General features: G+C 59.4%; 26 protein-coding genes and 3 tRNA genes. 20 read left to right on the top strand and 9 right to left on the bottom strand.

The genetic code is table 11. The annotated features are described in order from the left end of the window. Nucleotides 1–19 precede the first annotated feature (19 nt). The 10 genes from MHM84_RS02695 to MHM84_RS02650 all read left to right on the top strand — a co-directional run bounded on the left by MHM84_RS02695 (nucleotide 20) and on the right by MHM84_RS02650 (nucleotide 10410). Nucleotides 20–96, top strand: a tRNA-Arg gene (locus MHM84_RS02695). Nucleotides 97–161: 65 nt separating this feature from the next. Further along, nucleotides 162–236 (top strand) — tRNA-His (locus tag MHM84_RS02690). A gap of 29 nt (nucleotides 237–265) precedes the next feature. After that, nucleotides 266–340, top strand: a tRNA-His gene (locus MHM84_RS02685). Nucleotides 341–607: 267 nt separating this feature from the next. Then, nucleotides 608–1966, top strand: a complete 1359-nt coding sequence (gene tig, locus MHM84_RS02680; RefSeq protein WP_239262160.1) for a trigger factor — start codon at nucleotides 608–610, stop codon at nucleotides 1964–1966. 115 nt (nucleotides 1967–2081) lie between these two features. Continuing rightward, nucleotides 2082–2702, top strand: a complete 621-nt coding sequence (gene clpP / locus MHM84_RS02675; protein ID WP_239262158.1) for an ATP-dependent Clp endopeptidase proteolytic subunit ClpP — start codon at nucleotides 2082–2084, stop codon at nucleotides 2700–2702. A gap of 66 nt (nucleotides 2703–2768) precedes the next feature. After that, nucleotides 2769–4046: an ATP-dependent Clp protease ATP-binding subunit ClpX gene (clpX, locus tag MHM84_RS02670; protein WP_239262156.1), complete on the top strand. Its 1278-nt coding sequence runs from the start codon at nucleotides 2769–2771 to the stop codon at nucleotides 4044–4046. A 316-nt stretch (nucleotides 4047–4362) separates the two neighbouring features. Beyond that, nucleotides 4363–6771, top strand: coding sequence for an endopeptidase La (gene lon / locus MHM84_RS02665; protein ID WP_239262154.1), 2409 nt, complete (start codon nucleotides 4363–4365; stop codon nucleotides 6769–6771). A 176-nt stretch (nucleotides 6772–6947) separates the two neighbouring features. Further along, nucleotides 6948–7220: a nucleoid-associated protein HU-beta gene (gene hupB, locus MHM84_RS02660; RefSeq protein WP_019018387.1), complete on the top strand. Its 273-nt coding sequence runs from the start codon at nucleotides 6948–6950 to the stop codon at nucleotides 7218–7220. Between the two features lie 178 nt (nucleotides 7221–7398). Next, complete coding sequence (locus MHM84_RS02655) at nucleotides 7399–9225, top strand: SurA N-terminal domain-containing protein (RefSeq protein ID WP_239262152.1); 1827 nt, start codon at nucleotides 7399–7401, stop codon at nucleotides 9223–9225. Between the two features lie 150 nt (nucleotides 9226–9375). Beyond that, the gene (locus tag MHM84_RS02650; RefSeq protein ID WP_239262150.1) at nucleotides 9376–10410 is read left to right on the top strand and encodes a GTP-binding protein; all 1035 of its coding nucleotides are present in this window, start codon (nucleotides 9376–9378) and stop codon (nucleotides 10408–10410) included. Nucleotides 10411–10438: 28 nt separating this feature from the next. On the opposite strand, the gene MHM84_RS02645 is transcribed toward MHM84_RS02650, so the two are convergent. The 5 genes from MHM84_RS02645 to queC form a co-directional block, all read right to left on the bottom strand. Next, nucleotides 10439–10687, bottom strand: coding sequence for a YkgJ family cysteine cluster protein (locus MHM84_RS02645; RefSeq protein ID WP_239262148.1), 249 nt, complete (start codon nucleotides 10685–10687; stop codon nucleotides 10439–10441). Between the two features lie 45 nt (nucleotides 10688–10732). Continuing rightward, entirely contained in the window at nucleotides 10733–12082 is a 1350-nt protein-coding gene (locus MHM84_RS02640; protein ID WP_239262146.1) for a mechanosensitive ion channel domain-containing protein, read from the bottom strand. A gap of 108 nt (nucleotides 12083–12190) precedes the next feature. Further along, nucleotides 12191–13051 (bottom strand): 6-carboxytetrahydropterin synthase, encoded by an 861-nt coding sequence (locus MHM84_RS02635; protein ID WP_239262144.1) that lies wholly within the window; start codon nucleotides 13049–13051, stop codon nucleotides 12191–12193. Beyond that, the gene (gene queE, locus MHM84_RS02630; protein WP_239262142.1) at nucleotides 13051–13698 is read right to left on the bottom strand and encodes a 7-carboxy-7-deazaguanine synthase; all 648 of its coding nucleotides are present in this window, start codon (nucleotides 13696–13698) and stop codon (nucleotides 13051–13053) included. Before queE ends, MHM84_RS02635 begins: the two co-directional genes overlap by 1 nt. Further along, on the bottom strand, nucleotides 13691–14392 hold the full coding sequence (queC, locus tag MHM84_RS02625; RefSeq protein ID WP_239262138.1) for a 7-cyano-7-deazaguanine synthase QueC: 702 nt from the start codon (nucleotides 14390–14392) through the stop codon (nucleotides 13691–13693). The genes queE and queC overlap by 8 nt, the downstream gene beginning before the upstream one ends. A 220-nt stretch (nucleotides 14393–14612) precedes the next feature. Here queC and MHM84_RS02620 point away from each other — a divergent pair, with 220 nt between their 5' ends. Beyond that, the gene (locus MHM84_RS02620) at nucleotides 14613–15023 is read left to right on the top strand and encodes an SRPBCC family protein (protein WP_239262136.1); all 411 of its coding nucleotides are present in this window, start codon (nucleotides 14613–14615) and stop codon (nucleotides 15021–15023) included. A 3-nt stretch (nucleotides 15024–15026) separates the two neighbouring features. Here MHM84_RS02620 and MHM84_RS02615 read toward each other — a convergent pair whose 3' ends face one another. The 4 genes from MHM84_RS02615 to flgA all read right to left on the bottom strand — a co-directional run bounded on the left by MHM84_RS02615 (nucleotide 15027) and on the right by flgA (nucleotide 18315). After that, on the bottom strand, nucleotides 15027–16505 hold the full coding sequence (locus tag MHM84_RS02615; protein WP_239262134.1) for a GGDEF domain-containing protein: 1479 nt from the start codon (nucleotides 16503–16505) through the stop codon (nucleotides 15027–15029). Nucleotides 16506–16706: 201 nt separating this feature from the next. Next, nucleotides 16707–17159: a flagellar protein FlgN gene (locus tag MHM84_RS02610; protein WP_239262132.1), complete on the bottom strand. Its 453-nt coding sequence runs from the start codon at nucleotides 17157–17159 to the stop codon at nucleotides 16707–16709. A gap of 20 nt (nucleotides 17160–17179) precedes the next feature. After that, entirely contained in the window at nucleotides 17180–17461 is a 282-nt protein-coding gene (gene flgM, locus MHM84_RS02605; RefSeq protein WP_239262130.1) for a flagellar biosynthesis anti-sigma factor FlgM, read from the bottom strand. Nucleotides 17462–17571: 110 nt separating this feature from the next. Further along, entirely contained in the window at nucleotides 17572–18315 is a 744-nt protein-coding gene (gene flgA / locus MHM84_RS02600; RefSeq protein WP_239262128.1) for a flagellar basal body P-ring formation chaperone FlgA, read from the bottom strand. A gap of 161 nt (nucleotides 18316–18476) precedes the next feature. On the opposite strand from flgA, the gene flgB reads away from it, so the two are divergent. The 9 genes from flgB (at nucleotide 18477) to flgJ (ending at nucleotide 25985) form a co-directional block, all read left to right on the top strand. After that, nucleotides 18477–18890 (top strand): flagellar basal body rod protein FlgB, encoded by a 414-nt coding sequence (gene flgB / locus MHM84_RS02595; RefSeq protein ID WP_239262126.1) that lies wholly within the window; start codon nucleotides 18477–18479, stop codon nucleotides 18888–18890. A 6-nt stretch (nucleotides 18891–18896) separates the two neighbouring features. Beyond that, complete coding sequence (flgC, locus tag MHM84_RS02590; RefSeq protein WP_239262124.1) at nucleotides 18897–19304, top strand: flagellar basal body rod protein FlgC; 408 nt, start codon at nucleotides 18897–18899, stop codon at nucleotides 19302–19304. Between the two features lie 24 nt (nucleotides 19305–19328). Beyond that, nucleotides 19329–20024, top strand: coding sequence for a flagellar hook assembly protein FlgD (locus tag MHM84_RS02585; protein ID WP_239262122.1), 696 nt, complete (start codon nucleotides 19329–19331; stop codon nucleotides 20022–20024). Nucleotides 20025–20077: 53 nt separating this feature from the next. Beyond that, a complete protein-coding gene (flgE, locus tag MHM84_RS02580) occupies nucleotides 20078–21358 on the top strand; it encodes a flagellar hook protein FlgE (protein ID WP_239262118.1) in 1281 nt (426 codons plus the stop codon). 61 nt (nucleotides 21359–21419) lie between these two features. Beyond that, on the top strand, nucleotides 21420–22172 hold the full coding sequence (locus tag MHM84_RS02575) for a flagellar basal body rod protein FlgF (protein ID WP_239262116.1): 753 nt from the start codon (nucleotides 21420–21422) through the stop codon (nucleotides 22170–22172). 42 nt (nucleotides 22173–22214) lie between these two features. Next, nucleotides 22215–22997, top strand: coding sequence for a flagellar basal-body rod protein FlgG (gene flgG / locus MHM84_RS02570; RefSeq protein WP_239262114.1), 783 nt, complete (start codon nucleotides 22215–22217; stop codon nucleotides 22995–22997). Nucleotides 22998–23012: 15 nt separating this feature from the next. Continuing rightward, the gene (locus tag MHM84_RS02565; protein ID WP_239262112.1) at nucleotides 23013–23723 is read left to right on the top strand and encodes a flagellar basal body L-ring protein FlgH; all 711 of its coding nucleotides are present in this window, start codon (nucleotides 23013–23015) and stop codon (nucleotides 23721–23723) included. A 22-nt stretch (nucleotides 23724–23745) separates the two neighbouring features. After that, nucleotides 23746–24879, top strand: coding sequence for a flagellar basal body P-ring protein FlgI (locus tag MHM84_RS02560; RefSeq protein WP_239262110.1), 1134 nt, complete (start codon nucleotides 23746–23748; stop codon nucleotides 24877–24879). Next, nucleotides 24879–25985, top strand: a complete 1107-nt coding sequence (gene flgJ, locus MHM84_RS02555; protein WP_239262108.1) for a flagellar assembly peptidoglycan hydrolase FlgJ — start codon at nucleotides 24879–24881, stop codon at nucleotides 25983–25985. The genes MHM84_RS02560 and flgJ overlap by 1 nt, the downstream gene beginning before the upstream one ends. The last annotated feature ends 98 nt before the right edge of the window (nucleotides 25986–26083 follow it).

Below are 26083 nucleotides of genomic sequence, written 5' to 3'. Positions count from 1 at the left end.
TCTCTCGTAGAGACACTATGCGCCTATAGCTCAACCGGATAGAGCAACGGCCTTCTAAGCCGTAGGTTGCAGGTTCGAGTCCTGCTGGGCGCGCCAAGTTGCTGGCCAGCTTCCATAGGCCGGCCTGGCATGGTCAATACCGTAAGCAGCAGTTCGATATGGTGGATGTAGCTCAGTGGTAGAGCCCCGGATTGTGGCTCCGGTGGTCGTGGGTTCGATCCCCATCATCCACCCCATGTCGTCTGTCTCGTTTATTGAAGAAGTGGTGGATGTAGCTCAGTGGTAGAGCCCCGGATTGTGGCTCCGGTGGTCGTGGGTTCGATCCCCATCATCCACCCCATTTCTTTTCCCGGTTGCCCCTCTTTTATCCTGATTGTATGTTGCCACGCTCGTGGCGATTTCTGTTTCGGCTTCCTTCGCGTATATCCGTTGACGCCTCTATGCGCGTTAAGCGCTGCAATGGCGGGGTTTTTTCCGTTGCCCTTGCAAATCCTGCGGATGTCCCCATATACAGCCGCATGACGCGCTTGCCAGCGCGTGCAGGGATTCTTAAAATCCTCCCTTTTGAACGCACTTTCAAACGCCCCCAGTCGGTAGAGGACCTTTCATGCAAGTTTCCGTCGAAACGACTTCACAGATCGAGCGCCGCGTCACCGTGCAGGTGCCATCCAATGAAGTCGATGAGGCCGTCGCCGCCCGTCTCAAGGACACCGCCAAGAACATTCGCCTCAACGGCTTCCGTCAGGGACGGGTGCCGATGGCGGTGGTGAAGCAGCGCTACGGTCGCGACGTGCGTAATGAAGTGGTGGGCGAACTAATGCGTCAGCATTATGTCCGGGCAATCACCGAGCAGAGCCTGAACCCGGCGGGGTATCCGTCGATCGAGCCCACCGTCAACGAAGCGGGCAAGGACCTGGAGTTCGTCGCGACGCTGGAGGTCTATCCGGAGTTCGAGTTGGCCTCCATCGAGGGCAGCGAAATCGAGCGTCCGGTAGCCAGTGTCAATGACGGCGACATCGATCAGATGATCGAGACCCTGCGCAAGCAGAATGCCCAGTGGGAAGTCGTCGACCGTGCCGCCGAGACGGGCGATCAGGTCAAGATCGACTTCAAGGGCTTCCTGGGCGATGAGCCGTTCGAAGGCGGTGAGGCCGAAGGGCACGACCTCGTACTGGGGTCCAATAGCTTTATTCCCGGTTTCGAGGAGCAACTGGTCGGGGTCAAGGCCGGCGACGAAACCGAGATCAAGGTTACCTTCCCCGAGGATTACCAGGCTGAGCATCTGGCCGGTAACGAAGCGACCTTCCAGGTCAAGGTGCATCAGGTCAGCGCCCAGCAGTTGCCGGAAGTCGACGCCGAGTTCGTCAAGCAGTTCGGCGTCGACGATGGCGATCTCGACAAGTTCCGTGGCGAAGTGCGCAAGAACATGGAGCGCGAGGTCAAGCAGGCGGTCGATAACCGCGTCAAGCAGCAGGCCCTGGATGCCCTGAAACAGGCCAACGATATACCGGTGCCTGCATCGTTGGTCAGTCAGGAAACCGATGGGCTCAAGCGTCAGGCCGCCCAACAGTTCGGCCTGGGTGACGACTTCGATGTCTCGCAGCTGCCGGACGAACTGTTCGCCGAACAGGCCAAGAGCCGGGTGCAAGTGGGTCTGCTGCTGGCCGAAGTCATCAAGGTGCATGAGCTGGACGCCAGCGATGACGAGATCAAGGCCAAGGTCGAGGAACTCGCCCAGCAGTACCAGCAGCCTGAGCAGGTCATCGAGTACTATCTCAAGGACGAGCAGATGAAGAATCAGGTCAAGTCTGCCGTTCTCGAAGAGAAGGCGGTTGACAAGCTTCTCGAGCAGGCACAGGTTAAAGACGTCGAGATGTCCTACGAGCAGGCGCTACAGGCGGCCCAGCAGCAGGGCGGAGAGGACGAAGAAGCCGAAGAGGATGAGGCGACTTCGCAGCAGTCCTGACGCGGCGCTGTACAAGCTGACTGAACGACCCGGCTTCGGCCGGGTCGATAGTCATGTGCCTGGCTGGGTAAGCAAGGCATCACGTTACAAATCACCGGATTAAGGTAGTCACGCAATGGGCAACGAGTTCGATATTCAAAACGCCGGCGGTCTGGTCCCCATGGTGGTCGAGCAGAGCGCACGCGGTGAGCGGGCCTACGATATTTACTCGCGCCTGCTCAAGGAACGTGTGATCTTCCTGGTGGGTCCGGTGGAAGACTACATGGCCAACCTGGTCGTGGCACAGCTGTTGTTCCTCGAGTCCGAGAACCCGGACAAGGACATTCATCTGTACATCAACTCGCCCGGCGGGTCGGTAACGGCAGGTATGTCCATTTATGACACCATGCAGTTCGTCAAGCCGGACATCTCGACCGTGTGTATCGGGCAGGCCGCCAGCATGGGGGCGTTGCTTCTGGCCGGCGGCGCCAAGGACAAGCGTTTCTGTCTGCCGAATTCACGCATGATGATCCACCAGCCGCTCGGTGGGTATCAGGGGCAGGCGTCGGATATCGAAATTCATACGCGTGAAATTCTCAACATTCGCCATAAACTGAATCGTATTCTGGCCGATCATACTGGACAGGACATCGAGACGATTGCCAAAGATACCGACCGTGACAATTTCATGGACGGCAACCAAGCAGTGGAATATGGCCTTATCGATGCCGTGCTGGCTAAGCGCCCGGCATCCTGATAGCGTAATTGTAAACTATGCATATCCTGGCGGCCGTCATGGCCGTCTTCGGAAAGAGGTACGCGAATGGCCGACGGCAAAGGCAAAGACGAGGGTAAGCTGCTGTACTGCTCGTTCTGTGGCAAAAACCAGAACGAAGTACGCAAGCTGATCGCAGGCCCTTCCGTCTATATCTGCGACGAGTGTGTCGACTTGTGCAACGACATCATTCGCGAGGAGGTTCTGGAGGCCGATGCCGAGGGTGACGAAGATCGCCTGCCAGCTCCACGTGAGATCCGCGATACACTCGATGACTACGTGATCGGGCAGGACCGGGCCAAGATGGTGCTGTCCGTCGCGGTGTACAATCACTACAAGCGCTTGCGCGCTGGAGTGAAGGGCGACGACGTCGAACTCGGCAAGTCCAACATTCTGCTGATCGGGCCGACCGGCAGCGGCAAGACGTTGCTGGCCGAGACCCTGGCGCGTCTACTCAACGTGCCCTTCACCATCGCTGACGCTACGACGCTGACTGAGGCGGGGTACGTCGGCGAGGACGTCGAGAACATCATCCAGAAACTGTTGCAGAAGTGCGATTACGATGTCGAGAAAGCCCAGCGCGGCATCGTCTATATCGACGAGATCGACAAGATATCGCGCAAGTCCGATAACCCGTCGATCACCCGTGACGTCTCCGGTGAAGGTGTGCAGCAGGCGCTGCTCAAGTTGATCGAGGGCACTACGGCTTCGGTGCCTCCCCAAGGGGGACGCAAGCACCCGCAGCAGGAGTTCCTGCAGGTCGATACCGGCAATATCCTGTTCATCGTCGGCGGGGCCTTCGCCGGGTTGGACAAGGTGATTCGCGATCGTGCCGAGAAAGGCGGGATCGGCTTCAACGCGACGGTCAAGAGCAAGGATTCCAGCAAGGGCGTTGGCGATGTTCTCGCCGGAGTCGAGCCCGAAGATCTGGTCAAGTTCGGGCTGATTCCCGAATTCGTCGGTCGTCTGCCGGTGATTGCCACCCTGACGGAGCTCAGCGAAGAAGCGCTCGTGCAGATACTTACCGAGCCCAAGAACTCGCTGGTCAAGCAGTATGCCAAGCTGTTCGAGATGGAGAACGTCGAGCTCGATTTTCGCGAGGATGCGTTGCGGGCGGTTGCACGCAAGGCGATGACTCGCAAGACCGGCGCCCGCGGCCTGCGTTCGATTCTCGAATCTGTGCTGCTCGATACCATGTATGAGGTGCCTTCTCTCGAAGGCGTCACCAAGGTGGTCATCGACGAGTCCGTTATCGCTGGCGAAAGCGAACCGTTGCTCATGTATTCGAATCAGGAAGAGAGCAAGGTCGCGAACAAGGATGGCTGATGCTCATCCGTTCGGGAGGGGGCCGTCATGGCCCCCTTTTCGTATGTTCGGCCGCGGAGCTTGTTGTTACCTGTCGGTTGTAAACTGACACTTTCGCCCCCATTCCTTGTCCCAATAGTCGATTGCCGCGCTAGGAAAATACTCGACCTGGCTGACTAAGGAGAATCGTTCACTCGGTTCCGGCCGATGCGTGTCGGGTCGGTCTGTCCGAACAGGATCCACAGGCTCCTGTCATATCGTTCTTGCCGGCTGCGAACCGCCAAGCCAGGCGTTGTACCTGGTGACCAAACATTCGAATCGTGAGGAACTGTCTGCGATGCAGCAGAACGCCGAACAGACACTGAGTCTGCCCCTTCTCCCATTGCGGGATGTTGTCGTCTACCCGCAGATGGTCATCCCCCTGTTCGTCGGGCGTGAAAAGTCCATCCAGGCCCTCGAGGCGGCCATGGACGCCGACAAGCGTGTGTTGCTGGTGGCCCAGCGCGAGGCCGGCCAGGATGATCCGGGGACTGAAGATCTGTTCTCGGTGGGCACCGTGGCGGATATCATGCAACTGCTCAAGTTGCCGGACGGGACCGTCAAGGTGCTCATCGAGGGGACGTCGCGCGCCGATGTGCGGCATGTAGGTCTCGCCGAGTCGGGGTACAGCATTGCCGATATCGTGCTGCGCGAGAGCTTGCCGCTTTCCGACCGCGAGCAGGAGTCGCTCGTCAGGGTGTTGCTCAACCAGTTCGAACAGTACGTGAAGCTGTCCAAGAAAGTGCCCAACGAGGTACTCAGCTCGTTACAGGGTATCGAGGACCCAAGCCGGCTCGTCGATACGATCTGCGCCCATCTGTCGCTCAAGATCGGCGACAAGCAGGAACTGCTCGAGATGGACCGCGTGCGTGACCGCATCGAACACCTGATGGCATTGATCGAATCCGAAATCGATCTGCTGCAGGTGGAAAAGCGCATCCGCTCGCGCGTCAAGGACCAGATGGAAAAGTCGCAGCGTGAGTACTACCTCAACGAGCAAATGAAAGCCATCCAGAAGGAAATGGGTGAGCTCGAGAACGTACCCAACGAGGCTGACAAGTACGAGAAGCTAATCAAGGAATCCGGCATGCCTGCCGAGGCTGCCGAAAAGGCAAGCCAGGAACTGGGCAAGCTCAAGATGATGGCGCCCACCTCGGCCGAGGCGTCCGTGGTACGTTCGTATCTGGATTGGCTGGTGTCGGTGCCCTGGAAAAAGCGCACGCGCGTCAAGCACGACCTGGCGCATGCGGTCTCGGTGCTGGATGAGGATCACTATGGCCTGGAAGAGGTCAAGGAGCGCATTCTCGAGTACCTGGCCGTGCAGAAACGTGTCAAGAAGCTCAAGGGGCCGGTGTTGTGCCTGGTCGGGCCGCCTGGCGTCGGCAAGACGTCGCTGGGTCAGTCGATCGCTCGCGCAACCAATCGCAAGTATGTGCGCCTCGCTCTGGGCGGCGTGAGGGACGAGTCGGAGATCCGCGGACATCGCCGGACCTACATCGGCTCGCTGCCGGGTAAGTTGATTCAGCGCATGAGCAAGGCCGGCGTCAAGAACCCGCTGTTCTTGCTCGATGAGGTCGACAAGATCGGCATGGATCATCGTGGCGATCCGGCATCGGCGCTTCTCGAAGTGCTCGATCCCGAGCAGAACGATAAATTCAGCGATCATTATCTGGAGCTCGATTACGACCTCTCGGATGTGATGTTCATCTGTACCGCGAACTCGATGAACATTCCCGGACCCTTGCTCGATCGCATGGAGATCATACGCCTGCCGGGTTATACCGAGGATGAGAAGCTCGCCATCGCCAAGCGCTATCTGGTGCCCAAGCAGCTCAAGGCCAATGGCCTGAAGGAGGACGAGCTGGCGATATCCGACGAGGCGATTCTCGAACTCATTCGCTACTATACTCGCGAGGCGGGGGTACGTGAGCTCGAGCGTCAGATAGCCAAGGTGTGTCGCAAGGTGCTTCGCGAGCGTGTCGAGAAGGAAGGCAAGCAAGGTGCGCTGACGGCACAATCGCTCACAGCCGAGGATATCGAAGCCTATGCTGGGGTTCGGCGTTACAGTTATGGCTTGGCCGACAAGGAGCACCAGGTGGGGCGGGTTACCGGCCTGGCCTGGACTTCGGTCGGCGGCGAACTGCTCAACATCGAGTCGGTCGTCACGCCGGGCAAAGGACGCCTGAACAAGACGGGATCGCTAGGTAACGTCATGAAGGAGTCGGTCGATGCGGCGCATACTGTCGTCCGTGCCCGTGCCGTGCCCATGGGAATCGATCCCGAGCGCTTCGAAAAGGAAGATCTGCACATCCACGTGCCCGAAGGCGCCACCCCCAAGGATGGCCCGAGCGCCGGGATCGCCATGGTCACTGCCATGGTATCCGCCTACACGGAACGCCCGGTGCGCAGTGACGTTGCGATGACCGGGGAAGTCAACTTGCGCGGCGAAGTCATGCCGATCGGTGGACTGAAGGAGAAATTGCTGGCGGCAAGGCGGGGTGGTATAAAGATCGTACTTATTCCTGAAGAGAATCGTCGCGACCTCAAAGAAGTTCCCGACAACATCACCGATGCTCTGGATATACGTCCTGTGCGTTGGATCGATGAGGTTCTTGACGTAGCGTTGATTGATCCTTCCGATGTGTCCAGCGATGATAATCGTCCCGATGAAGCAGCTTCTTCGCATACGATGGTCAGCACGCACTAACGGTTTTTTATGTATCATAACGGGGTGAAAACCCCGTTATGACGGGGCTTGGCGCCGAAGGTCGCTTGACAGAAGTTTTACCGCATTGCTATAAATTGCGCTTTGCTGTGATCGCGTAAGCCGCCCTAAAGAAGCGCCGATTTTCAGTAATTTCCGAAACAGTCAAGGGGTGAAGTGTGAATAAATCCGAGCTGATCGAAGCCATCGCCGCATCTGCCGACATTCCCAAGGCAGCTGCAAGCCGTGCGTTGGATGCGATGATCGAGTCCGTCACCGAGAGTCTGAAGAAGGGCGATTCCGTTGCCTTGGTCGGCTTCGGTACCTTTACCGTCAAGGAGCGCGCTGCTCGCACTGGCCGCAATCCCCAGACTGGTCAGCCGATCGACATCAGTGCAGCCAAGGTGCCCAGCTTCAAGGCGGGCAAGGCGCTCAAGGACTCGGTCAACTGATTCGCTGACGTCCCCGGGTGCAAGCGCGGGGCCTGGCAGTGACATCAGGGCGCTGATGGTCAACCCATGCCGTTGAACATCCCACCTTGCCGGTTAGCTGCCATCCATGTCCCTGCTGCCAGGCGCATCGCGTAAGCGATGCGCTTTTTTATTTCAACAAACAGCATTTGAGGCCAGCATGCTGCAACAAATCCGGGATCGCTCCCAAAGCATGATCGCCAAGGTCATTGTCGGTGCGGTCATCGTCGCTCTCGCGCTGTTCGGCGTCGAATCGTTGATCGGCCTGTTTACTTCGGGTAGCGACAATGTTGCCGAGGTAAACGGCGAGCCAATCACTCGCCAAGAAGTGGAGACCGAGGTTCAGCGCGCTATTCGCTCCGGCCAGGTGCCGCCCGAGCAGGAGCGGGAATTGCGCAACCAGGTGATCGAGCAACTGGTGTCGCGTGAAGTGCTGGGCCAGTACGCCGAAGAGGGCGGTCTGTACGCCTCCGAGACGCAGATAGATCATATGATCGTCAGCCTTCCAGAGTTTCAGGACCAAAGCGGTAAGTTCTCCCAGGAAATCTTTCGCAACCGTCTGGCCAGCGCCGGTTACACGCCGCTGTCCTTTCGCCAGCAACTTCGGGAAGATCTGATCCGCCAACAAGTCCAGCAGGGGCTGGCTACCAGCGAGTTCATGCTCGACAGCGAACGTGAGCGTTTCGTCGAGTTGCAACGCCAGACGCGTAGCTTCCGTTACCATGTTCTGACGCGGGACGATCTGGAAGACGATATCGTCGTGTCAGAGCAGGAACTGCAATCCTATTATCAGACCAACCAGGAGCAGTTTCGCCGTCCCGAGCAGGTCCGTTTGGCCTACGTGATACTCGATCAGGCGAATCTGGCAGAAGACCTTCAGGTGGATGAGCAGACGCTGCGCGACGCCTATGCCGAACGCGAGCGTGAGGCAGGTCGGCGGGTGTCGCATATCATGGTGACGTTCGGGGACCAGCGGACCCGTGAAGAGGCTCGGGCGCGGTTGCTGGAGGTGAAGGAGCGCTTGGCAGCCGGTGAGAACTTTGCTGACCTGGCGGCTGAATATTCCGACGATGAGACGACTGCCGATAGCGAGGGCGATCTGGGCTTCATCAATCGCGGCTTCTTTGGCGAATCCTTCGAGGATGCGGCGTTTTCTCTGGAGCCGGGCCAAGTGTCGGACATCGTCGAGACCGATAACGGCCTACACCTCATTAAAGTTACCGACCTGGATATTCCGCCATTCGAAGAAATGCGCGATACGTTGCGTGAAGACGTCGCCATGGAGCAAGCGAGTGATGTCTTTAACGAGCAGGCTCAGCGCCTGATCGACGAGAGCTTTGCAGCCGATGACCTGGCCAGTGTCGCGGAAGACCTCGGGCTGGAATTGCAACAGAGCGACTGGGTTTCCCGTGATGGTGCAAGCGGCGTACTAGCGGAGCCCGGCGTCATGGCGGCGGCTTTCGAGACGGACGTGCTGGAGAACGGTTACAACAGCGAGGTGCTCGAGCTCGACGAACAGCGTCGCATGGTGCTGCGTGTCACCGACCATCGCGAAGCGACCACGTTGCCGTTGGATGAGGTGCAGGAACAGGTACGTAGCGCCGTCGAACAGGAGAAGGTGGCTGAGGCGTTGCGCGAGAGGGCGGCCGAAATGGCACAGGCGCTGCGCAACGGCGACTCGCTGAATCTCGACTGGCAGCAGGTCGATAGCGTCTCTCGTCAGCAGGAAGCCGCTGTCCCGCAGCCGATTCTGCAGCAGGCTTTCCGGCTCCCCAGACCCGAGGGCAGCGACCCTGTATATGGGCAGGCGGTGACACCCCAGGGCGTAGCCTTGATTGCCTTGACCGACGTGGAGGCGGGTGACGTTTCCGCTGACGGCCAGATCGATGCTTTCGTCGTGCAAATGGCCGAGCGCCTGCGTGCCCAGGCGGCAATACAGGGACTGCTCGAGACGTTGCGTGAAAATGCAGATATCGAGCGCATGTAATGCGTCAATAGCATAGACGTTTGCCATTGCCGGAGGGCGCAGTTCAGCTGCGCCCTTTTTGTTTTCCGCCAAGGACTCTAGTCGAATAAAGGAGTACTGACGCGCTGGCGATGACCTGTTATTGTTATAAAGTAACAATATGGAGCCATCATGCCACGCTCACGCAAAAACCGGCTGCCTGAGCAGCCCATTCCCGTTCATATCGTGACCGGTTTTCTCGGCAGCGGTAAGAGCACCTTTATCAAGTCGCTCGTTCGCCACAAGCCACCCCAAGAGCGTTGGGCGATCCTGGTCAATGAATTCGGTCAGGTGGGTATCGATCAGGCCTTGTTCGAAGCGCGGGATGACGTGGTGGTCAAGGGACTGCCGGGCGGCTGTCTGTGTTGCCAGCTGGCTTTCGTCTTACAGGCGGGGCTGGTCAACCTTCTGCATCGCAGTAAACCCGACCGACTGCTAATTGAGCCATCGGGGCTCGGGCATCCGTCGGGCCTGCTGGATGTGTTGCGCAGCGAGGCATTCAGCGAATCGTTGGCGGTCAGCGAGGTGATCGTCCTGCTCGACCCGCGTCGCATGGACGATGACAGAGCGCTGCAGCATGAAACCTTCCAGGACCAGTTGGCGCTGGCCGATGGGGTGGTGATATCCATGACCGACGTTGCCTCGCCACAGCAAATACTGGCAGCCCGAAAGCTTGTGGCCGGTCTGTGGCCGGCCAAGCGTTGGTTGCACGATATTCAATCCATGACCATTGAGCATCTTTTGCACGCCAGCGCGCATTGGCAGGAGGCGGTGCAGCGGCCTGCATCCCACCGGCTCGAAGGTGATGGCCAGGCCGTTATGCTGGATGCCTTCGACTACCGCCAGCCCACGCCGGGACAGCCGGTACGTGACGAAGGGAGATCGCTGGGATATTCCAGCCTGGGCTGGCGCTGGCATCCCGATGATACGTTCGATCTTGACCGGCTGACCTGTGCAATCGACGGCCTGCCCAACAATGTACGCCTCAAGGGAATATGGCACACGTCGTCAGGTTGGAAAGCGCTCAGCCGCAGCAATGGCTGCCTGTCGCTGGAGGGTGCCGCCTGGCGTCGCGATTCGCGTGTCGAACTGATCGGCGAACAGCTTCCCGAGGCTGTCACACTGGAACAGGAATGGCAGCGTTGCCAGGTCGTTTCGTCCGCTTAAGTATATACCGTTATCTTTTGATTGGTTTTCAAGTGGCTGCTTCAAGAACCATGATGTTTTTCACTGCCTCTTCACGGTCGCTGCCGCAAAGGTCGGGATCATAATCGAAACGCTGGCAGACGGCAGGGCGTGTCGGATCGTTGAAAAGCCGACACAGGTTGTTCTCGTCGAGTTGGATGCAGCGCACCCCGGCCGGCTTGCCTTGTGGCATTCCCGGGATGGGCGAACTGATCGAGGGAGCGATGCAACAGGCACCGCAACCGGCGCGACACGCCATGGAAAGACTCCACCGCTATGGTTAAGAGGTGGAGTCTACGCCAATTCAAGCCTTTTCGCCGAGCCGTCTGGCAACGTCATCGCTCGTCGAATTCCTGTCGGGTTGGGGGGCCAGTTCGCCCGTTTCCGCCCGTAGCCTAGGGAGAGCATAGGGATAGTGGGCGTTGATGAAAGCAATCAACTTTTCCCGTACTTCACAGCGTAGATCGAACGCATCGCCGCCATTACCCGCGCTGACGAGAATGCGGACCTGCATGGTACGTTCACTGAAGTCGGTGGCCTGTACCACACTGACCTTGCCATCCCAGTACGTCGATGCGGCAAGTATCCGGGCCAGTTCTTCTCTGACCGGATCGAGTGGCAGGGTGTAATCCACATAAAAGAACACGGTTCCGATCAGATCGGCGCTACTGCGTGTCCAGTTCTGGAAAGGATTGTCGATGAAGTAATTGATGGGCAGGACCAGTCGCCGAAGATCCCAGATGCGGATCACGACATAGGTCAGCGTCAATTCCTCGACGCGCCCCCATTCGCCCTCGACGACTACCGCATCGTCCAGGCGGATGGGTTGGGTTAGTGCGATCTGAATGCCGGCAAGCAGGTTGCCCAGGACTTTCTGCGCGGCAAAGCCGACGACGACGCCAATGATCCCTGCCGAGGCGAGAATGCTGGCCCCTAGCTGGCGCACCTTGTCGAACACCATCAACATCGAAGCGATTGCCAGAACGACGATGATGAAGTTGATCAGTTTGCGCAGCATGGCGACTTGAGTGTGCACCTGCCGTGCACGCAGGTTGTCGGCGACATCGGTATTGAAGCGTGCATGCAAGATGTTTTCGCCGATGCCGACCATGTACATAAGCACAGCGGCGATCCCACCAATGAGTACCAGGCTGGCCAGGTTGTGCAGCACGGCCTCAAGCCCCGGGGATTCCGTGACCAGCGGCAGGAGCGAGAAGAGCAGGAAAACGGGTAGCAGAACGGCGCAACAGCGCGCCAGAAAGGGAAAGAAATACTTGTCCAGCGCATTGCTGCGTCGCTGCGACCAACGATCCAGGTGGGCAATCATCCGCCGGGAAAGGCGCAGGAACAGCCAGATGGCAAGAACTGCGCCGAGCGTATGCGCGACGATGACCAGCGCCATTCTTGCGGGTACTTCAGGCAACAGAATGAGCAAGGATATGGCTGGGCCGTATAGCCAGATCAGTAGCTGCACGGGGAGGTAGATGGCTTGGTCTAGGACGCGCAAAACGCGTAGGTGAGGGGAGGTGCTTGACTGTACGCGGCGATGAATCTGGCGCAGGGCGAAGGATGCTGTGGCGGCGACCAGCAGCAAGGCCAATGCCAAGGCCCAACTCGACAGTACAGTACCGAATTGACGTTCGAGCCAATACATTCCTTTGTCTCCATCGGCTGAATGGCTACGCGGAGCCTGGCTCCGCATTCTCATCCATTCAGCCTAGAAGAATTGCTTCTCGACGCCGAATTCCAACGGTGATTCGTTTCAGCCGGCGGCCATCGTGCGGCGTGGCCCGGAAAACGCGCCCTTGCCGATCCCTTCGAAGGCTTGCACGCGAACTTCATTGCCCGATTCGCTCACAATGCTCTTCGATAGCCAAGCGGCGATATGCTCTACCGTGGTCGGCGTCGGCATGGTGATGCAGCGATCACGGGGCAGGCGAATCTGAAATTGTCCCTGAGCGGCCTTGTAACGCACCGTCAGTTGGCCTTGCGGCCCCGGTGGGCCGGCATCAACAATATCCTCTTCAGTCACCAGATAGCGGTCGTGCAACCGCTCCGCCCAAGCCGTTTCCAATTCGGGCTGCCTCGATCCCTGAGCCCATATGCGTAGGCGTGAACGATGGCCGTGCGCAATGCGCTGACAGTTTCCGACGTGTCGCTTCAGCCCATGGCTGTAAGTGAATGCGGCACCATCGATCGGCTCTTCATGCAACCGCAGCCTGATGGATTCCACCCTCGGCGGAGGGCGCCGACTCAGTAAGTCGCTGTAGTGGGCGGCGAGACGCTGCGGAGTGATTTCCCGCCATGGTAGTAAGCTGAAGGCTTGACGCGGACCACGCACCTCCATGGCATACGGCGTCACGGTCCGAACACAAAGCCCTTCATTGCAGTCGTGTACGCTCAGGCCCGGCGCCTCCAGTGGTACCAGGAGGGTATGGTCCGGTCCGCTATCGAGATGCGACTTGACCCAGGGCTTGACCTCTCCGAAGTCGAAAAGCATGCCGTCTTCGCCGAGTTGGCCGTCGAGTTCGACATCCACATGCCAACTGGCTCCGATCAGGCCGCGTTGCGGACACCACAACGAGACATCCAGATGAGTCAGATTATTGACGAAGAGTGTCATCAATCGATCCCCGCTAGCTTGTGGAGCTGGATGGACAGGCGCCACTGTGGGTGGGCTAGACAGTAGTCTACGGTTTGCGTCAGGGTGTTTCCTTCTACGCCTTGGAAATCGAGATCCATGGGCTGCAGAAAGAAATGCTCGAATGCCAGGTCCCTAAAGCGCTCGGGCATGGCATCCGGCTGGGGATAGACCAGCTTGATCTCGTTGCCCTGGGTAAGACTCAGTGGAGCCCGGCCCTTGGGGCTGACACATAGCCAGTCGATACCCGCAGGGGGCTTTAACGTACCGTTCGTTTCCACGGCGATCTCGAAACCGCGGTCATGCATGGCCGCGATGAGTGAGGAATCGAGCTGGAGCAGCGGCTCGCCGCCAGTGAACACGACATAGGGTGTCGTCGCCTCGCTGGTAGACATTGGCCATAGCGATGCAAGGTGGCTGGCTAGTTCGCCTGCCATGGCGAACTTCCCTCCGTTCTGACCGTCGGTCCCGACGAAATCGGTATCGCAAAAGCGGCACACACTAGTCGCCCGGTCGCGTTCGCGCCCCGACCACAGGTTGCAGCCCGAAAACCGGCAAAACACGCTAGCTCTTCCGGCACGCGCTCCTTCGCCCTGGAGCGAATAGAAGGCTTCCTTGACGCTATACATGGTTTGCGTACCGCAGGGGATCGGTAACGCCGTTGGCGGCAAAGGCCGCCAACCGCTCGCGACAACTGCCGCATCGGCCACAAGCCTGCTCTTCGCCCAGATAGCAGGTCCAGGTATCTGCATAATCGAGGCCCATCGCCAACCCGTCGGCCAGGATGGTTGCCTTGTCGGAATGAAGATAGGGAGCCTCGATGTGCACCGGCTCGAAATTGGCGATGGCCGCCACGGCATTCATTCTGTCGACGAATTCCGGGCGGCAATCGGGATACAGTACGTGATCGCCGCCATGCGCGCCGTAGAAGCAGACATTGGCGCCGATATTGACGGCATGTGCGATTGCCAGTGACAGCAGTACCATGTTGCGGTTGGGAACTACGGTAGCGGTCAGGTTGTCCTGGGCGTAATCGCCTGCTGGCATATCGCGCGCCGTATCGGTCAGTGCCGAGCCATCCATGAGCGAGTGAATGGCGCGGATGTCGATGAGTCGGTGACTGACCTGCAGGTCACTGCATACCCGTTCGGCCACATGAAGTTCTCTGGCGTGGCGCTGGCCGTAGTGAAAGGAAAGTGCGTGAACCTCGAAACCCTGGCGTAATGCCTTGTGAAGAACGGTGTAGGAATCCATGCCGCCGGAATAGATGACAACGGCTTTGCGGGTGTCGATGCTCATGGCATCGGTAGGTCGTTGGGTCATGATGATCCTGCCGGAGAATTTATTGGTTTCGTCGAAGACGAAGTCCGGGATCCGGGTGTCCGGAAGACGAGCGATACGCTCATCGCCACTAGCTGCTCGCATATCGAGAGCGGGCGTCATCTTACCTGTAGAAGAAACCAACAGCCAGAATCGGCGACTGGCGATTCGACGTAGCTGACGTTACCCTCGAAGCAGTTCAGCGAACCGGCGAGAGTATCGAATGGCGACCATTGAACATAGCGCAATTGTCCATGCGGAACGCGAAAGAGTTTTTGCCCTGCTGGAGCAGGTCGAGAACTTTGCCGATTATTCCGACATGATCGAGTCGATTGAACCGCTTGGCGATTCCCGCTACCGCTGGCATATCCACGCCATAGGTATGGATTGGAGTTTCGATGTAAGGATCACGGAGCGGCGGGCACCCGATACCTTGGCGTGGGAGTCGGTGGAGGGGGTCCGCAATCAAGGGCGTTATGTGCTCGAAAGCGTACCCGAGGGGACGCGGGTGACACTGACCGTGGAGTACCAGATTCGCAACCGGCTTCTGGAAAAGGCAGTCAACAAGGCCGCCCAGCCGATTGCGAACAAGGTCAGTCAGCAAATTCTCGAGCGAATCGAGGCACGTCTGTAAGTGCTATTGCGCCGTGATCCGGTTGCGCCCCTGACGTTTGGAGAGATACATGCGCTGATCGGCGACATGAATCATCTCTTTGGGCAGAGAAAAATTTCCATCACTCAAGCTGACGACGCCTACGGATGCCGTAATGAAAATAGGCGTGCCGGCATGATGTATCAGGGGCTGATCGCGCAACTTGGCGCAGAGAGTGTCGGCAAATGCCGATGCCTCTGCGTGAGAGCGATCCTTGAGGATGGCTAGAAACTCTTCACCACCGTAGCGTCCCACGATGGTACTGGCCTCGCTGGAGCATTGCAGCAGTTTGGCGAAGGAGCGCAGGACTTCATCACCGAAATGATGTCCATGCTCATCATTGATCTGCTTGAAATGGTCGAGATCGATGAAGACGAGGGACAAGGACGAGCCCTCGTTCTGGGCCTCGCAGAAGCAGTCTTCGAACAGTTGGGTCAGGTACTGACGATTGTATAGCTGCGTCAGGGGATCGAAACGGATGGCTTCATTGAGCTTGGCATTGTTTTCGCGCAGTTGGGCAAGTTCGCCCTCCTGCTTCTTGACCAGCTCATGCAGATTGAGGCTGCGCTCGAGCAAGAGCTGCTTGCTTTCGAAGAGGAGCTGTTGAGGGTCGATCTTGTCCGGCGCATCGACATCGAACAGCTCCGCGATAGTGGGCAACTGTTCCTGGATGCTGCCCAGCAGTTCGCTGCGAAAGGTGTCGTTACCAAGCCAAGGCTCGAGCTGGGCCAGGGTCTTGTGGCCTTCCGGTGCCAGCCAGATATCTGCCAGGCGTCCCGATAGCATGACGCACTCGCTACCCGTCAGGGCTTGTCGACTGACGGGACAGTCGTGACTGTAGCGAATCCACTCGCAGCTCAGCGGCGATAGCCCCCAGGTGGCGGCAAGCCATGCACCGATTTCGGTATGATCTGCTCCCAGATCGATTCGCTCGCGCAGGCTGATTTCGTCGTGCTGCAGGGCACCTGCCAACGTATCGGCATAAATGGGCCCTTCGACGGCATCGAGTGCCAGCATGCCGATATCCTGCAACAGCGCAGCGGTAAAGACCGTATCGCTGTCCAGTCTACCCTCCACGTGGCGCGCCAGTTCACGTGCGGCAATGGCACTGGTCAGCGAGCGCTGCCAATACCGATGCAGGTCCAGGCCCTTGGCTCGGGCCCGGTTACCGTAGCTTCGCGCCAAACTGAATCCCAGCGCCAACGAGACGGACAATTCCAGCCCGAGCCTTTCGACCGCCTCACGCAATGTGCTGGCCGGTCTGCCACCCAAGGTGTAGTAAACGGTATTGGCCAGGGAAATCAGCCTGGCGGTTAGCGCCGGATCATGATTGAGCGCCTCGACCAGCGGCTGCAATTTGACATCGGGATCGCGCGCCAACTCGATGACCTTGAGTACGGCTGCGGGCAGCGAAGGCAGGGTGGGGCAAGCGGCTAGCGACTGGCGCAACGCATCGGAAATCAAGCGATCGTCCCCCGCAGAGGTAACGCCGCAAGCTGTGGATCATTGCCACAAGAAAAAAACGTAATAGCGACCGCGCACATCATTATATCCTTATACTGAAGGCATATAACCGTCGATCACACTATAACAGCGGATTGTTATTTGCGGGTCAAGACAAAATGCTTACCTAAAATATACGAAGTTTTTACGGTAGATTTACATTTAGGCGCTGGAGGCAATGCCACCGAAGCCGCGTCGGCGCGATTGGCCGTCGGGCCCATAAAGCGCTTTGCCAGCCGCCTCATTGAGGAAGTCGAGAATTCGCTGGTTTTGGGCCAGCCTGGAACCGACGAGGACACCGTTGAATTGATTGAGCTGCTTGGCCTGCTGCGCCCTTTCACGGAAGGTCTGCCAATCTTGCATGCAGCCGGCATCCTGAGCCGCTTTCTCTGCACCGAGTCGGCCTTCGCCATAGCCCAGCTTACGCTGAGCGGTGACCCGCTGGGACTCGAGTTGCTCGAGCAGGGCAATGGTCTCCTGCTTGTCACGGGCCAGTTGCGAAAGACGTTGTCCGTCGACGTGACCATGTGCCAGGCTGTCCCGTTCGGCTTCGAGTAGCTCGATCAGGGTTTCGAGGTGACTGCGTTGACGGGCGATATGCCGGGCCAGGCTCATGGTCGATACTCCGCTACGATTCAGGATGTCTTGTCGCCGAGCAGATCGCGCACGCTGTCGATCAAACCGTCGGCGATACGCTCGGCGCGGATATCGAGACGGCCCTCGCTGATGGCCTGGCGGATTTCGGCGACGCGAGCGGCATCGACATCCTTGCTGGCGTCATTGGTACCGTCGCTCAAGTGGGTGACGGTTGCCGGTTGAGTCTTGCTCGTGGCCGAATCTGTCGGGCTGGCTTGGGGTTTCTTGCCGGTTTCACCCTGGGTGATCGGGTTCAATGGCTGAGAACTGTCGATTTTCACGCAAACATCCTCACGATAGGTCGCTTTCCCTGTCTATCGGCGCTGGGTATGAATACTTTAGTCCACCGGCAGAAATTTAGGTTCCAGCGCCCACTCTCGATCATGACATGTTAGAGCGTGATCTTTAGCTGGTTGGGGCCTGTCACGGTCGCTACCAACTGCTCGCCGTTGTCGGTTCCCAGGCGAATCTCGTCGCCTAGTGCGCCGCTGTCCAGGGCCTTGGCCTTGCGACTGACCGAAAACCCGGCGCCTTGGGCCGTTACGGTCACATGGTCGCCACGCGAGACCAGCTGCGGTCGGCGCAGGTAATGGGTTTGCAGCGTAGTGCCGGCCCGCAGTGGCCGAGCGGCGCTCAACCCCAGGGCTTCATCGACACTCAGCAGGGCATGGCGGGGCAGGCGTTCCAGGCGAGCCTCCGCCAAGGTCAGGTCGGAGGCGGTAATGAGGCTGCCGGCATCGATATCGTGAGCGACGACCACATGATCGACCACCACGGAAACGCTGGCCTGCAAGTAGCGTGTCTGCTGCCCACGCTCTCCGCAACGCAGACCGACGGAAATACGGCCATACAAACGCTGCTCGGGATTGGTCAGGAAAGGCTGTGGATCGACACAGTCGGGTAAGCGTGCCGATGCCGGATGTACAGTTATTTGGATATCGCGCCCCAAGCCGCTGACACGCTCGGCCAGAAACGCCGTGACGCGTTCCTCTATCTTGGCGTCGACTTCCGCTGCGCCCCAGGTCGCGATGGCGGGGGCCAGCCACAGGACGAACAGCAACGCTAGCCTCGTCAAGAGACGCATCGTTACCCGCCGTGATTTGCCGCTCAACGTGGCGTCTGTCGTGATCCGCATATCCGCCTCCCAACTCGATAGCCGCCGATTCTAGGAGCAGACGAGAAAAACCAAACGTCGAAATGATAGCCAAATCGCGGCCTGTTTTTGCCTTTGGGCTGACAGGGAGGGGTCTATTCTCCACGCTGAATCTTTCCCCATCCAAGCCAAAGGGCTCGATGATGATCGACAAGCTTGCCGGGTCGCTCAACCTTCACCAGGAAGCGCTCAATCTGCGCGCCGAGCGCCAGAAGGTACTGGCCAGTAATATTGCCAATGCCGATACGCCGAACTACAAGGCGCGTGACTTCGACTTCTCCAGCGAGTTGTCCCGGGCCATGGATAACGGACGTGCCAGTCGCGAAGGGCTGAGCCTGGCCACGACGTCCAGCCGTCACATTCCTGCCCAGGCGCCGGTCTCGATGGGTCGGGATCTGCTCTATCGCGTCCCCGATCAGCCCAGTCTGGACGGTAATACCGTGGACATGGACCGCGAGCGGGCGCAGTTTGCCGACAATGCGGTTCGCTATCAAGCCGGGCTGACCATCCTCAACCGCAAGATTCAGGGCCTGAAATCGGCCATGCAGTCGGAGTAATGCCGCGTGTCTATGTTTAGCGTTTTCGATATTTCTGCGTCCGCCATGAGTGCCCAGGCGCAGCGTATGAACGTCACCGCCAGCAACATGGCCAATGCCGACAGCGTGGCGGGCCCTGACGGCGAAGCCTACCGGGCCAAGCAGGTCATGTTCGAGACCCAGTCGCAAACCGCCAGCGGCGTCGGTGGCGTGCGCGTTTCGCAAGTCGTCGACGATCCTTCGCCGATGCGTATCGAGTATCGCCCCGAGCATCCCCTGGCCGACGAGGAGGGTTACGTGACCATGCCCAACGTCGAGCCGGTCAACGAGATGGTCAACATGATCGCGGCATCACGGTCCTATCAAGCCAACGTCGAGGTCATGAACACCAGTAAGACGCTGATGCTCAAGACGTTGACGTTGGGCGAAAACTGATTCGGCGGGTCGAGGAGATAGTCAATGGCCAACAGCATCGATAGTGGCGTGCTCAGCAACATGAATGTGGGCGCTGCAGGCAAGCAGACGCAGAATACCAGCCAAGAGCTGAGCGACAGCTTCATGACGCTGCTCATCACCCAGCTCAAGAATCAGGATCCGACCAAGCCGATGGAGAACGCTGAGATGACCTCTCAGCTGGCCCAGATCAATACCGTCAACGGCATCCAGGATCTCAACAAGACATTGGAAGGCATCACCGGGCAGATCGACGCCGGCCAGGCCCTTCAGGCCTCCGCACTGATCGGTCAGGGCGTGCTGGTGCCGGGGAATCGCATCGTGGCCGGTCAGAGCGACGATGCGGCCGGTGGCCTGGTCACCACCCCCTTCGGTGTCGAACTCGCCAGTCCGGCCGAGAAGCTCACCATCACCATCACCAACGGCAGCGGGGAAGTGGTGCGCACCTATGAGCAGGGGCCGTTCGAGGCAGGCGTGCAGTCCTTTACCTGGCCCGGCACGTTAAGTGACGGCAATACGGACGCTCCCGCAGGCAATTACAAGGTTTCCGTCGAGGCTACCCAGGGAGACGAGCCCGTGCCGGTCACCGTACTGAACTATGCCCTGGTCAACGGCGTAATCAAGGGTGAGAACGGCCCGCGTCTCGACCTGGGGGGACTCACCGATCAGGTCGATCTCGAGGACGTGCGCCAGATTCTCTGACGCCTTTTTATTATTAAAAAGCATCAAATAATCGTTACGTGGGGAAATGAATCATGGGTTTTTCACAAGCACTGAGTGGCGTTAACGCAGCTTCCAAGCAGCTTGACGTGGTCGGCAACAATATTGCCAACTCACAGACATCCGGTTTCAAGAGTTCATCTGTCCAGTTTGCCGATGTATTCGCCGGTAGCAAGATCGGCCTGGGTACACGTGTGTCGGGGGTCGTGCAGGATTTCAGTAACGGCAGCCTGGAAACCACCGGTCGTAACCTGGACCTGGCGATCGCCGGCACCGGCTTCTTCCGCTTCGAGCAAGAGGGGCAGGTCGGCTACTCCCGCAACGGTCAGTTGACCATGACGGCCGATGGAGACCTGATCAATGCCCAGGGCGCGAGGCTCATGGGGTATGGCCTGTCGGACGGTCCTTTTTCACCGGTAGTCGCTGGCGGTCAACCAGTGCCTTTGAATATTCCTGCCGATGACATGCCGGCTCAGGCGACCGGCACCGAAACGGGCGTCAAGGCCGTTTACAACCTCGACCAGGCGATCGACGAGACGGACGCTTCGTTGCGCAACACGGTGACGCTCGACGATGGATCCGCCGCGGGCGCAGATGTGGATTACCATTATTCCAATAGCTTCACGGTCTATGATTCCCTGGGCAATCAACGTAACGCCACGCTCTATTTCGAGAAGACTGCCAACCCCAACGAGTGGAATAGTAAGCTCGCTCTCGACGGGGTGTACGATACTGCCAACGACTTCACGCTGAGGTTCGATAATAACGGTCAGCTTTCCGAAATTGACTATGGCGGAGCGACCACGACTCAGCCCAACCTGACCTATCCCACGGTCAACTACTCGACCGCGCAATTGGGGGGCGATCCGGCGCCGCTGTCCTTCGAACTGAATCTGCAGGGGACGACTCAGTTCGCCGATGACTCCTCACAGAAGTCGCTGGCACAGGATGGCTACTCCTCCGGGGCACTGGTGGGTATCACGGTCAACGATAACGGCACCGTGATGCGCAATTATTCGAATGAAAAGTCGATGGCCGCCGGACAGATCGCTCTGGTCAACTTCCGTAATCCAGAGGGGCTGAAGCCCTCTGGCGATAACCTATGGACAGCGACGGCCAGCTCAGGTGCCGAGGTGGTCGGTACCGCCGGTACGGGCCTGTTCGGCTCCGTCGAATCCGGCACCCTTGAAGCCTCCAACGTCGATCTGACTTCCGAATTGGTCGACCTGATCATTGCCCAGCGCAATTACCAGGCCAACACCAACTCGATTCGTACGCAGTCCGAAGTCATGGATGCGATCGCTCAGCTGCGTTAATGCCCGGTGATGCCGGGCCAATGCGCCCGGCATGGTGTCGTCCTGACAAGAGTATCGAACCATGGATCGCATCCTTTATACCGCCATGAGCGGGGCCAAGCAGAGCATGGACCTGCAGGCGGTCATCAACCACAACCTGGCCAATGCCGCAACGCCGGGCTTTCGCGCCGAGCTGCAGGCCATGCGCGCCGTCCCGGTCAATGGCGAAGGGTTGCCCACGCGCACGGTCGTGGCGGCGACCACCCCAGGTAGTGACTTCAGTCATGGCGCGATCAGTACAACCGGGCGCGAGCTGGATGTGGCCATCGACGGCAATGGCTGGCTGGCAGTCCAGACGCCGGACGGCGAAGCCTATACCCGGCGTGGTGACCTGCAGATCGACGCCAACGGCGTACTGACCAATATGGGGCGCCCTGTCATGGGCGATGGCGGCCCGATCGTGGTGCCGCTGGGCGCCGATGTCAGCATCGGTAGCGATGGCACGTTGAGTGCGCTGGTTCCCGGCACCGACCCGACGGCCCGCGGGCCGGCCGGTCGTCTCAAGCTGGTCAATCCCGAGCCGGGCACCCTGCAGCGCGGGGTCGACGGTCTGTTCCGCCCGGCGGAGGATGCCGACGGCAACGTCCCCGTGCTTCAGGCCGATGAAAACGTGCGGGTGGTCAGTGGCGCACTGGAAGGCAGCAACGTCAGCGTGACCGAGACCATGGTCGCCATGATCGATAGCGCGCGGCGCTACGACATGCAGATGAAGACCATCGAGAATGCCGAGCAAAACGATCAACGCGCCAACAACCTGCTTTCCGTCACGGGCTGATAGCGCCATCGACACCCGACAAGACTTTCGAGGAAACCAATCATGATCAGATCGCTGTGGACGGCCAAGACCGGCCTCGAATCCCAGCAGGTGCAGATGGACGTGATCGCCAACAACCTGGCCAACGTCAGCACCAATGGCTTCAAGCGTTCTCGCGCCGTGTTCGAGGACCTGCTGTACCAGAACCTGCGTCAGCCGGGGGCACAGAATACCGTCCAGGACAATTTGCCGTCAGGTATGCAAATCGGCAGTGGTGTGCGTCCCGTGGCCACCGAGCGGCTACATTCCCAGGGGGGCTTGGAGAACACCGAAAACTCGCGTGATCTGGCCATCAACGGCAAGGGCTTCTTCCAGGTACTGCGTCCCGACGGCACGACGGCCTATACCCGCGATGGCAGTTTCCAGGTCAACCAGAACGGCCAGATGGTCACCGCCAGCGGTTATCCTGTCGAGCCGGCGGTATTCATTCCCGAAAACGCCCTGTCCATCAGCATCGGCCAGGATGGTGTGGTGTCAGTGACCCAGCCGGGCTCCTCCGAGTCCAACGAAGTGGGGCAGATCCTGCTGTCGACGTTCACCAACCCGACCGGGCTGGAAAGCATCGGCGAGAATCTCTATCTCGAAACCAACGCCTCTGGCCCACGCAACGACAGCGTACCCGGCCTGAATGGCGCCGGTAGGCTCTACCAAGGCTACGTGGAGACATCCAACGTCAACGTGGTCGAGGAAATGGTCAGCATGATCCAGACCCAACGGGCCTACGAGATCAACAGCAAGGCCGTCCAGACGTCCGACGAAATGCTGGCTCGTCTGACCCAGCTGTAATGTGAGAAACAAGGCATGGGCAATGTGTATATGAGACGGCGGGAGGGTTTCGGTCAGGGGCGTTTCCTGCATTGGGTGCTGACGCTGGCGGCCTTGCTGGTGCTGGGCGGCTGTGCCCAGTTGCCGCAACCGTCGGTGGTCGGTGAGCAGGAGCGCATCGTGGTCGTCGAGCCGCCGCCACCGGTCGCCAACGGGTCGATCTTCCAGCCCGCACGCGGTTACCAACCGCTGTTCGAGGATCGTCGTCCGCGCATGATCGGCGACATTCTGACCATTGTCCTTGACGAAGAGGTCAGCGCCAGCAAGAACGCCTCGGCGAACGCCGGACGCAACGGCTCAGCGGGTCTCGACCTGGCGACGCTGCCCGATGCCCTGGATCAGCTAGCCGAGTACGGCTTCGATGTGGAAGGCAATAACGATTTCTCCGGTAGCGGTGGCGCAGCAGCGTCGAATACGTTTACCGGCACCATTACCGTGACGGTGATGGACGTGCTCTACAACGGCAACCTGCGGGTACGCGGCGAAAAACAGATCATCATCAATCAGGGCACCGAATTCATTCGCTTTTCGGGGGTGGTGAACCCGCGCACCATCACTGCACTGAATACCGTGCCATCGACCCTGGTCGCCGATGCGCGTATCGAATATGTGGGTAATGGGTATATCAACGAGGCGCAGACCATGGGCTGGCTGCAACGCTTCTTCCTCAACGTGTCGCCGTTCTAATCGGCGTCGGAACAACAGGTCGATGAAGATGGTTTCCCGTCGCTTCTCCTCAGCTCTGGCTTTTCGTCTGTGTGTGGCACTGCTCCTGTGGCTGGGACTGACGCTCCCGGCCCAGGCCGAGCGAATCCGTGATCTGGCCTCCTTCGCCGGGGTGCGCGAAAACTCGCTGGTCGGTTATGGTCTGGTCGTCGGTCTCGACGGTACCGGCGACCAGACCACCCAGGCGCCGTTCACGACCCAAAGTCTGACCAACATGCTGTCCCAGTTGGGCATCACCGTTCCCCAGGGAACCAACATGCAGCTCAAGAACGTGGCAGCCGTCATGATTACCGCCGTGCTGCCACCGTTCGCGCGTCCCGGTCAGGAAATCGACGTGGTCGTGTCGTCGGTCGGCAATGCCCGAAGTCTTCGCGGTGGCACCCTGTTGATGGCGCCACTGAAGGGGGCCGATGGGCAAATCTATGCACTTGCCCAAGGCAACGTCCTGGTCGGCGGGGTCGGGGCGCAAGCCGGTGGCAGTAGCGTGCAGGTCAATCAGCAGGCCGTTGGTCGTATCAGCGGTGGCGCCACGGTGGAAATGTCGGTCCCGTTGGAGTTGGGGGCCAACGGCACCTTGGACTTGCAGCTCGATGAGTACGATTTCGATACCGTCCAGCGGGCCGTGACTGCCATCAATAGCGAGTTCGGCATGCCGGTGGCGGCAGCGCTGGATGGGCGTGTGATCCGTCTGGAAGCGCCCATGGATAGCAACGAACGGGTCCGCTTCATGGCGCGGGTCCAGAACATCGACCTGGCGCTGGGCGAAGGGCCGGCGCGAGTCATCGTCAATTCCCGTACGGGCTCGGTGGTGCTGACCAGTGCCGTGACCCTGCGCCGTGCTGCGGTAGCCCACGGCAACCTGTCGATCACCATCGACTCCAATCCCCAGGTCAGTCAGCCCAATCCCTTCGCGGAAGGCGAGACCGTGGTCGTGCCCAATGCCGACATCACCGTGGCACAGGAGGGCGGTGCGCTGCAGATGCTCGAAACCAGCGCGGATCTTGCCCAGGTGGTGCGTGCCCTGAATGCACTGGGCGCCACGCCGCAGGATCTGATGTCGATTCTGCAGGCGCTCAAGGAAGCCGGCTCGCTGCGTGCTGAACTGGAGATCATGTAATGGCCGTCGATAACGTGAGCGGGCAATTCGCCCTGGACCTGCAGGGCCTCCAGCGCCTCAAGCACACGGCGGGCAGCGATCCCGGCCAGGGCCTGGAGGAAGCCGCCAAGCAGTTCGAGGCGATCTTCCTGCAGATGATGCTCAAGAGCATGCGCGAGGCGGTTCCCGAGTCGGGGCTGCTCGACAGTCAGCAGACCAAGTTCTACACCGAAATGCTCGACAAGCAGTGGTCGCAGCATCTGTCGGGTCATGGGATCGGCCTTGCCGAGCAGCTGATCAATCAGCTCGAAGGGCGTGGCCTGGTGCCGAGCGGCGCCAGCGCGACCGAGGATTTGATTGCCGGTATCCCGCGCGGCACACCGCGCGTGCTGCATGACGGCCTGCGCAGCGATGACGCGCGCGATGCCGCAGCCGCAGCGACTGATGAAACGGCGGAGCGGAGCGAGTTCGGTTCGCTATTGAGTAAAGAACTCGACCTGCGTCCACAGGCCGGGCAGGGCAGCGATGACGCGCCGATAAGCTCGAACACCAATGTAAGTACGGCATCGTCGGCCCGCGGCGAGCGCCCCGAGCATGTGGCACGCTTCCTTGACACGTTGCAAGGTCCCGCCCAGGCGGCCAGTCGCCAGACAGGTGTGCCGGCCGAGCTGATCCTGGCCCAGGCGGCTCTCGAAACCGGCTGGGGCAAGCATGAGATCCCCACCGCCGATGGCGGCAATAGCCATAACCTGTTCGGCATCAAGGCCGGCAGCCGTTGGCGTGGCGAAACGACCGATATCACCACCACAGAATATGTCAACGGACGCCCGATCAAACAGGTCGACCGCTTCCGCGTCTACGACTCCTTCGAGGACGCGTTCACGGACTATGCTCGCCTGATCGGTGACAATCCGCGCTATGCGGGAGTGGTTGCCGCGCCGGACGCCGCCTCGGCAGCCCGTGCCCTGCAAACAGCGGGTTACGCGACCGATCCGGCCTATGCCGACAAGCTGATTGCCGTCATGACGTCCTTCGGCGACGGGGCGAATCGAACCGTCGCACAGACCGGTCAGATGGCAGCCGCTAATGGTTTCGATGTCACTCGTGCGCCTACAAGCATTTTCTGAGGCTAACGAGGCGGGCCAGAGCAGTATGGGGCTCGCTCACCTTCAAGTTTGCCTGTTGCTTGCCGATAACCTTAACAATCGCAACTTTGGAATGGACT

This window comes from Halomonas sp. McH1-25, from assembly GCF_022348165.1.
Lineage (GTDB): Bacteria > Pseudomonadota > Gammaproteobacteria > Pseudomonadales > Halomonadaceae > Modicisalibacter.
This window is presented reverse-complemented; position numbering and strand designations above follow the sequence as displayed.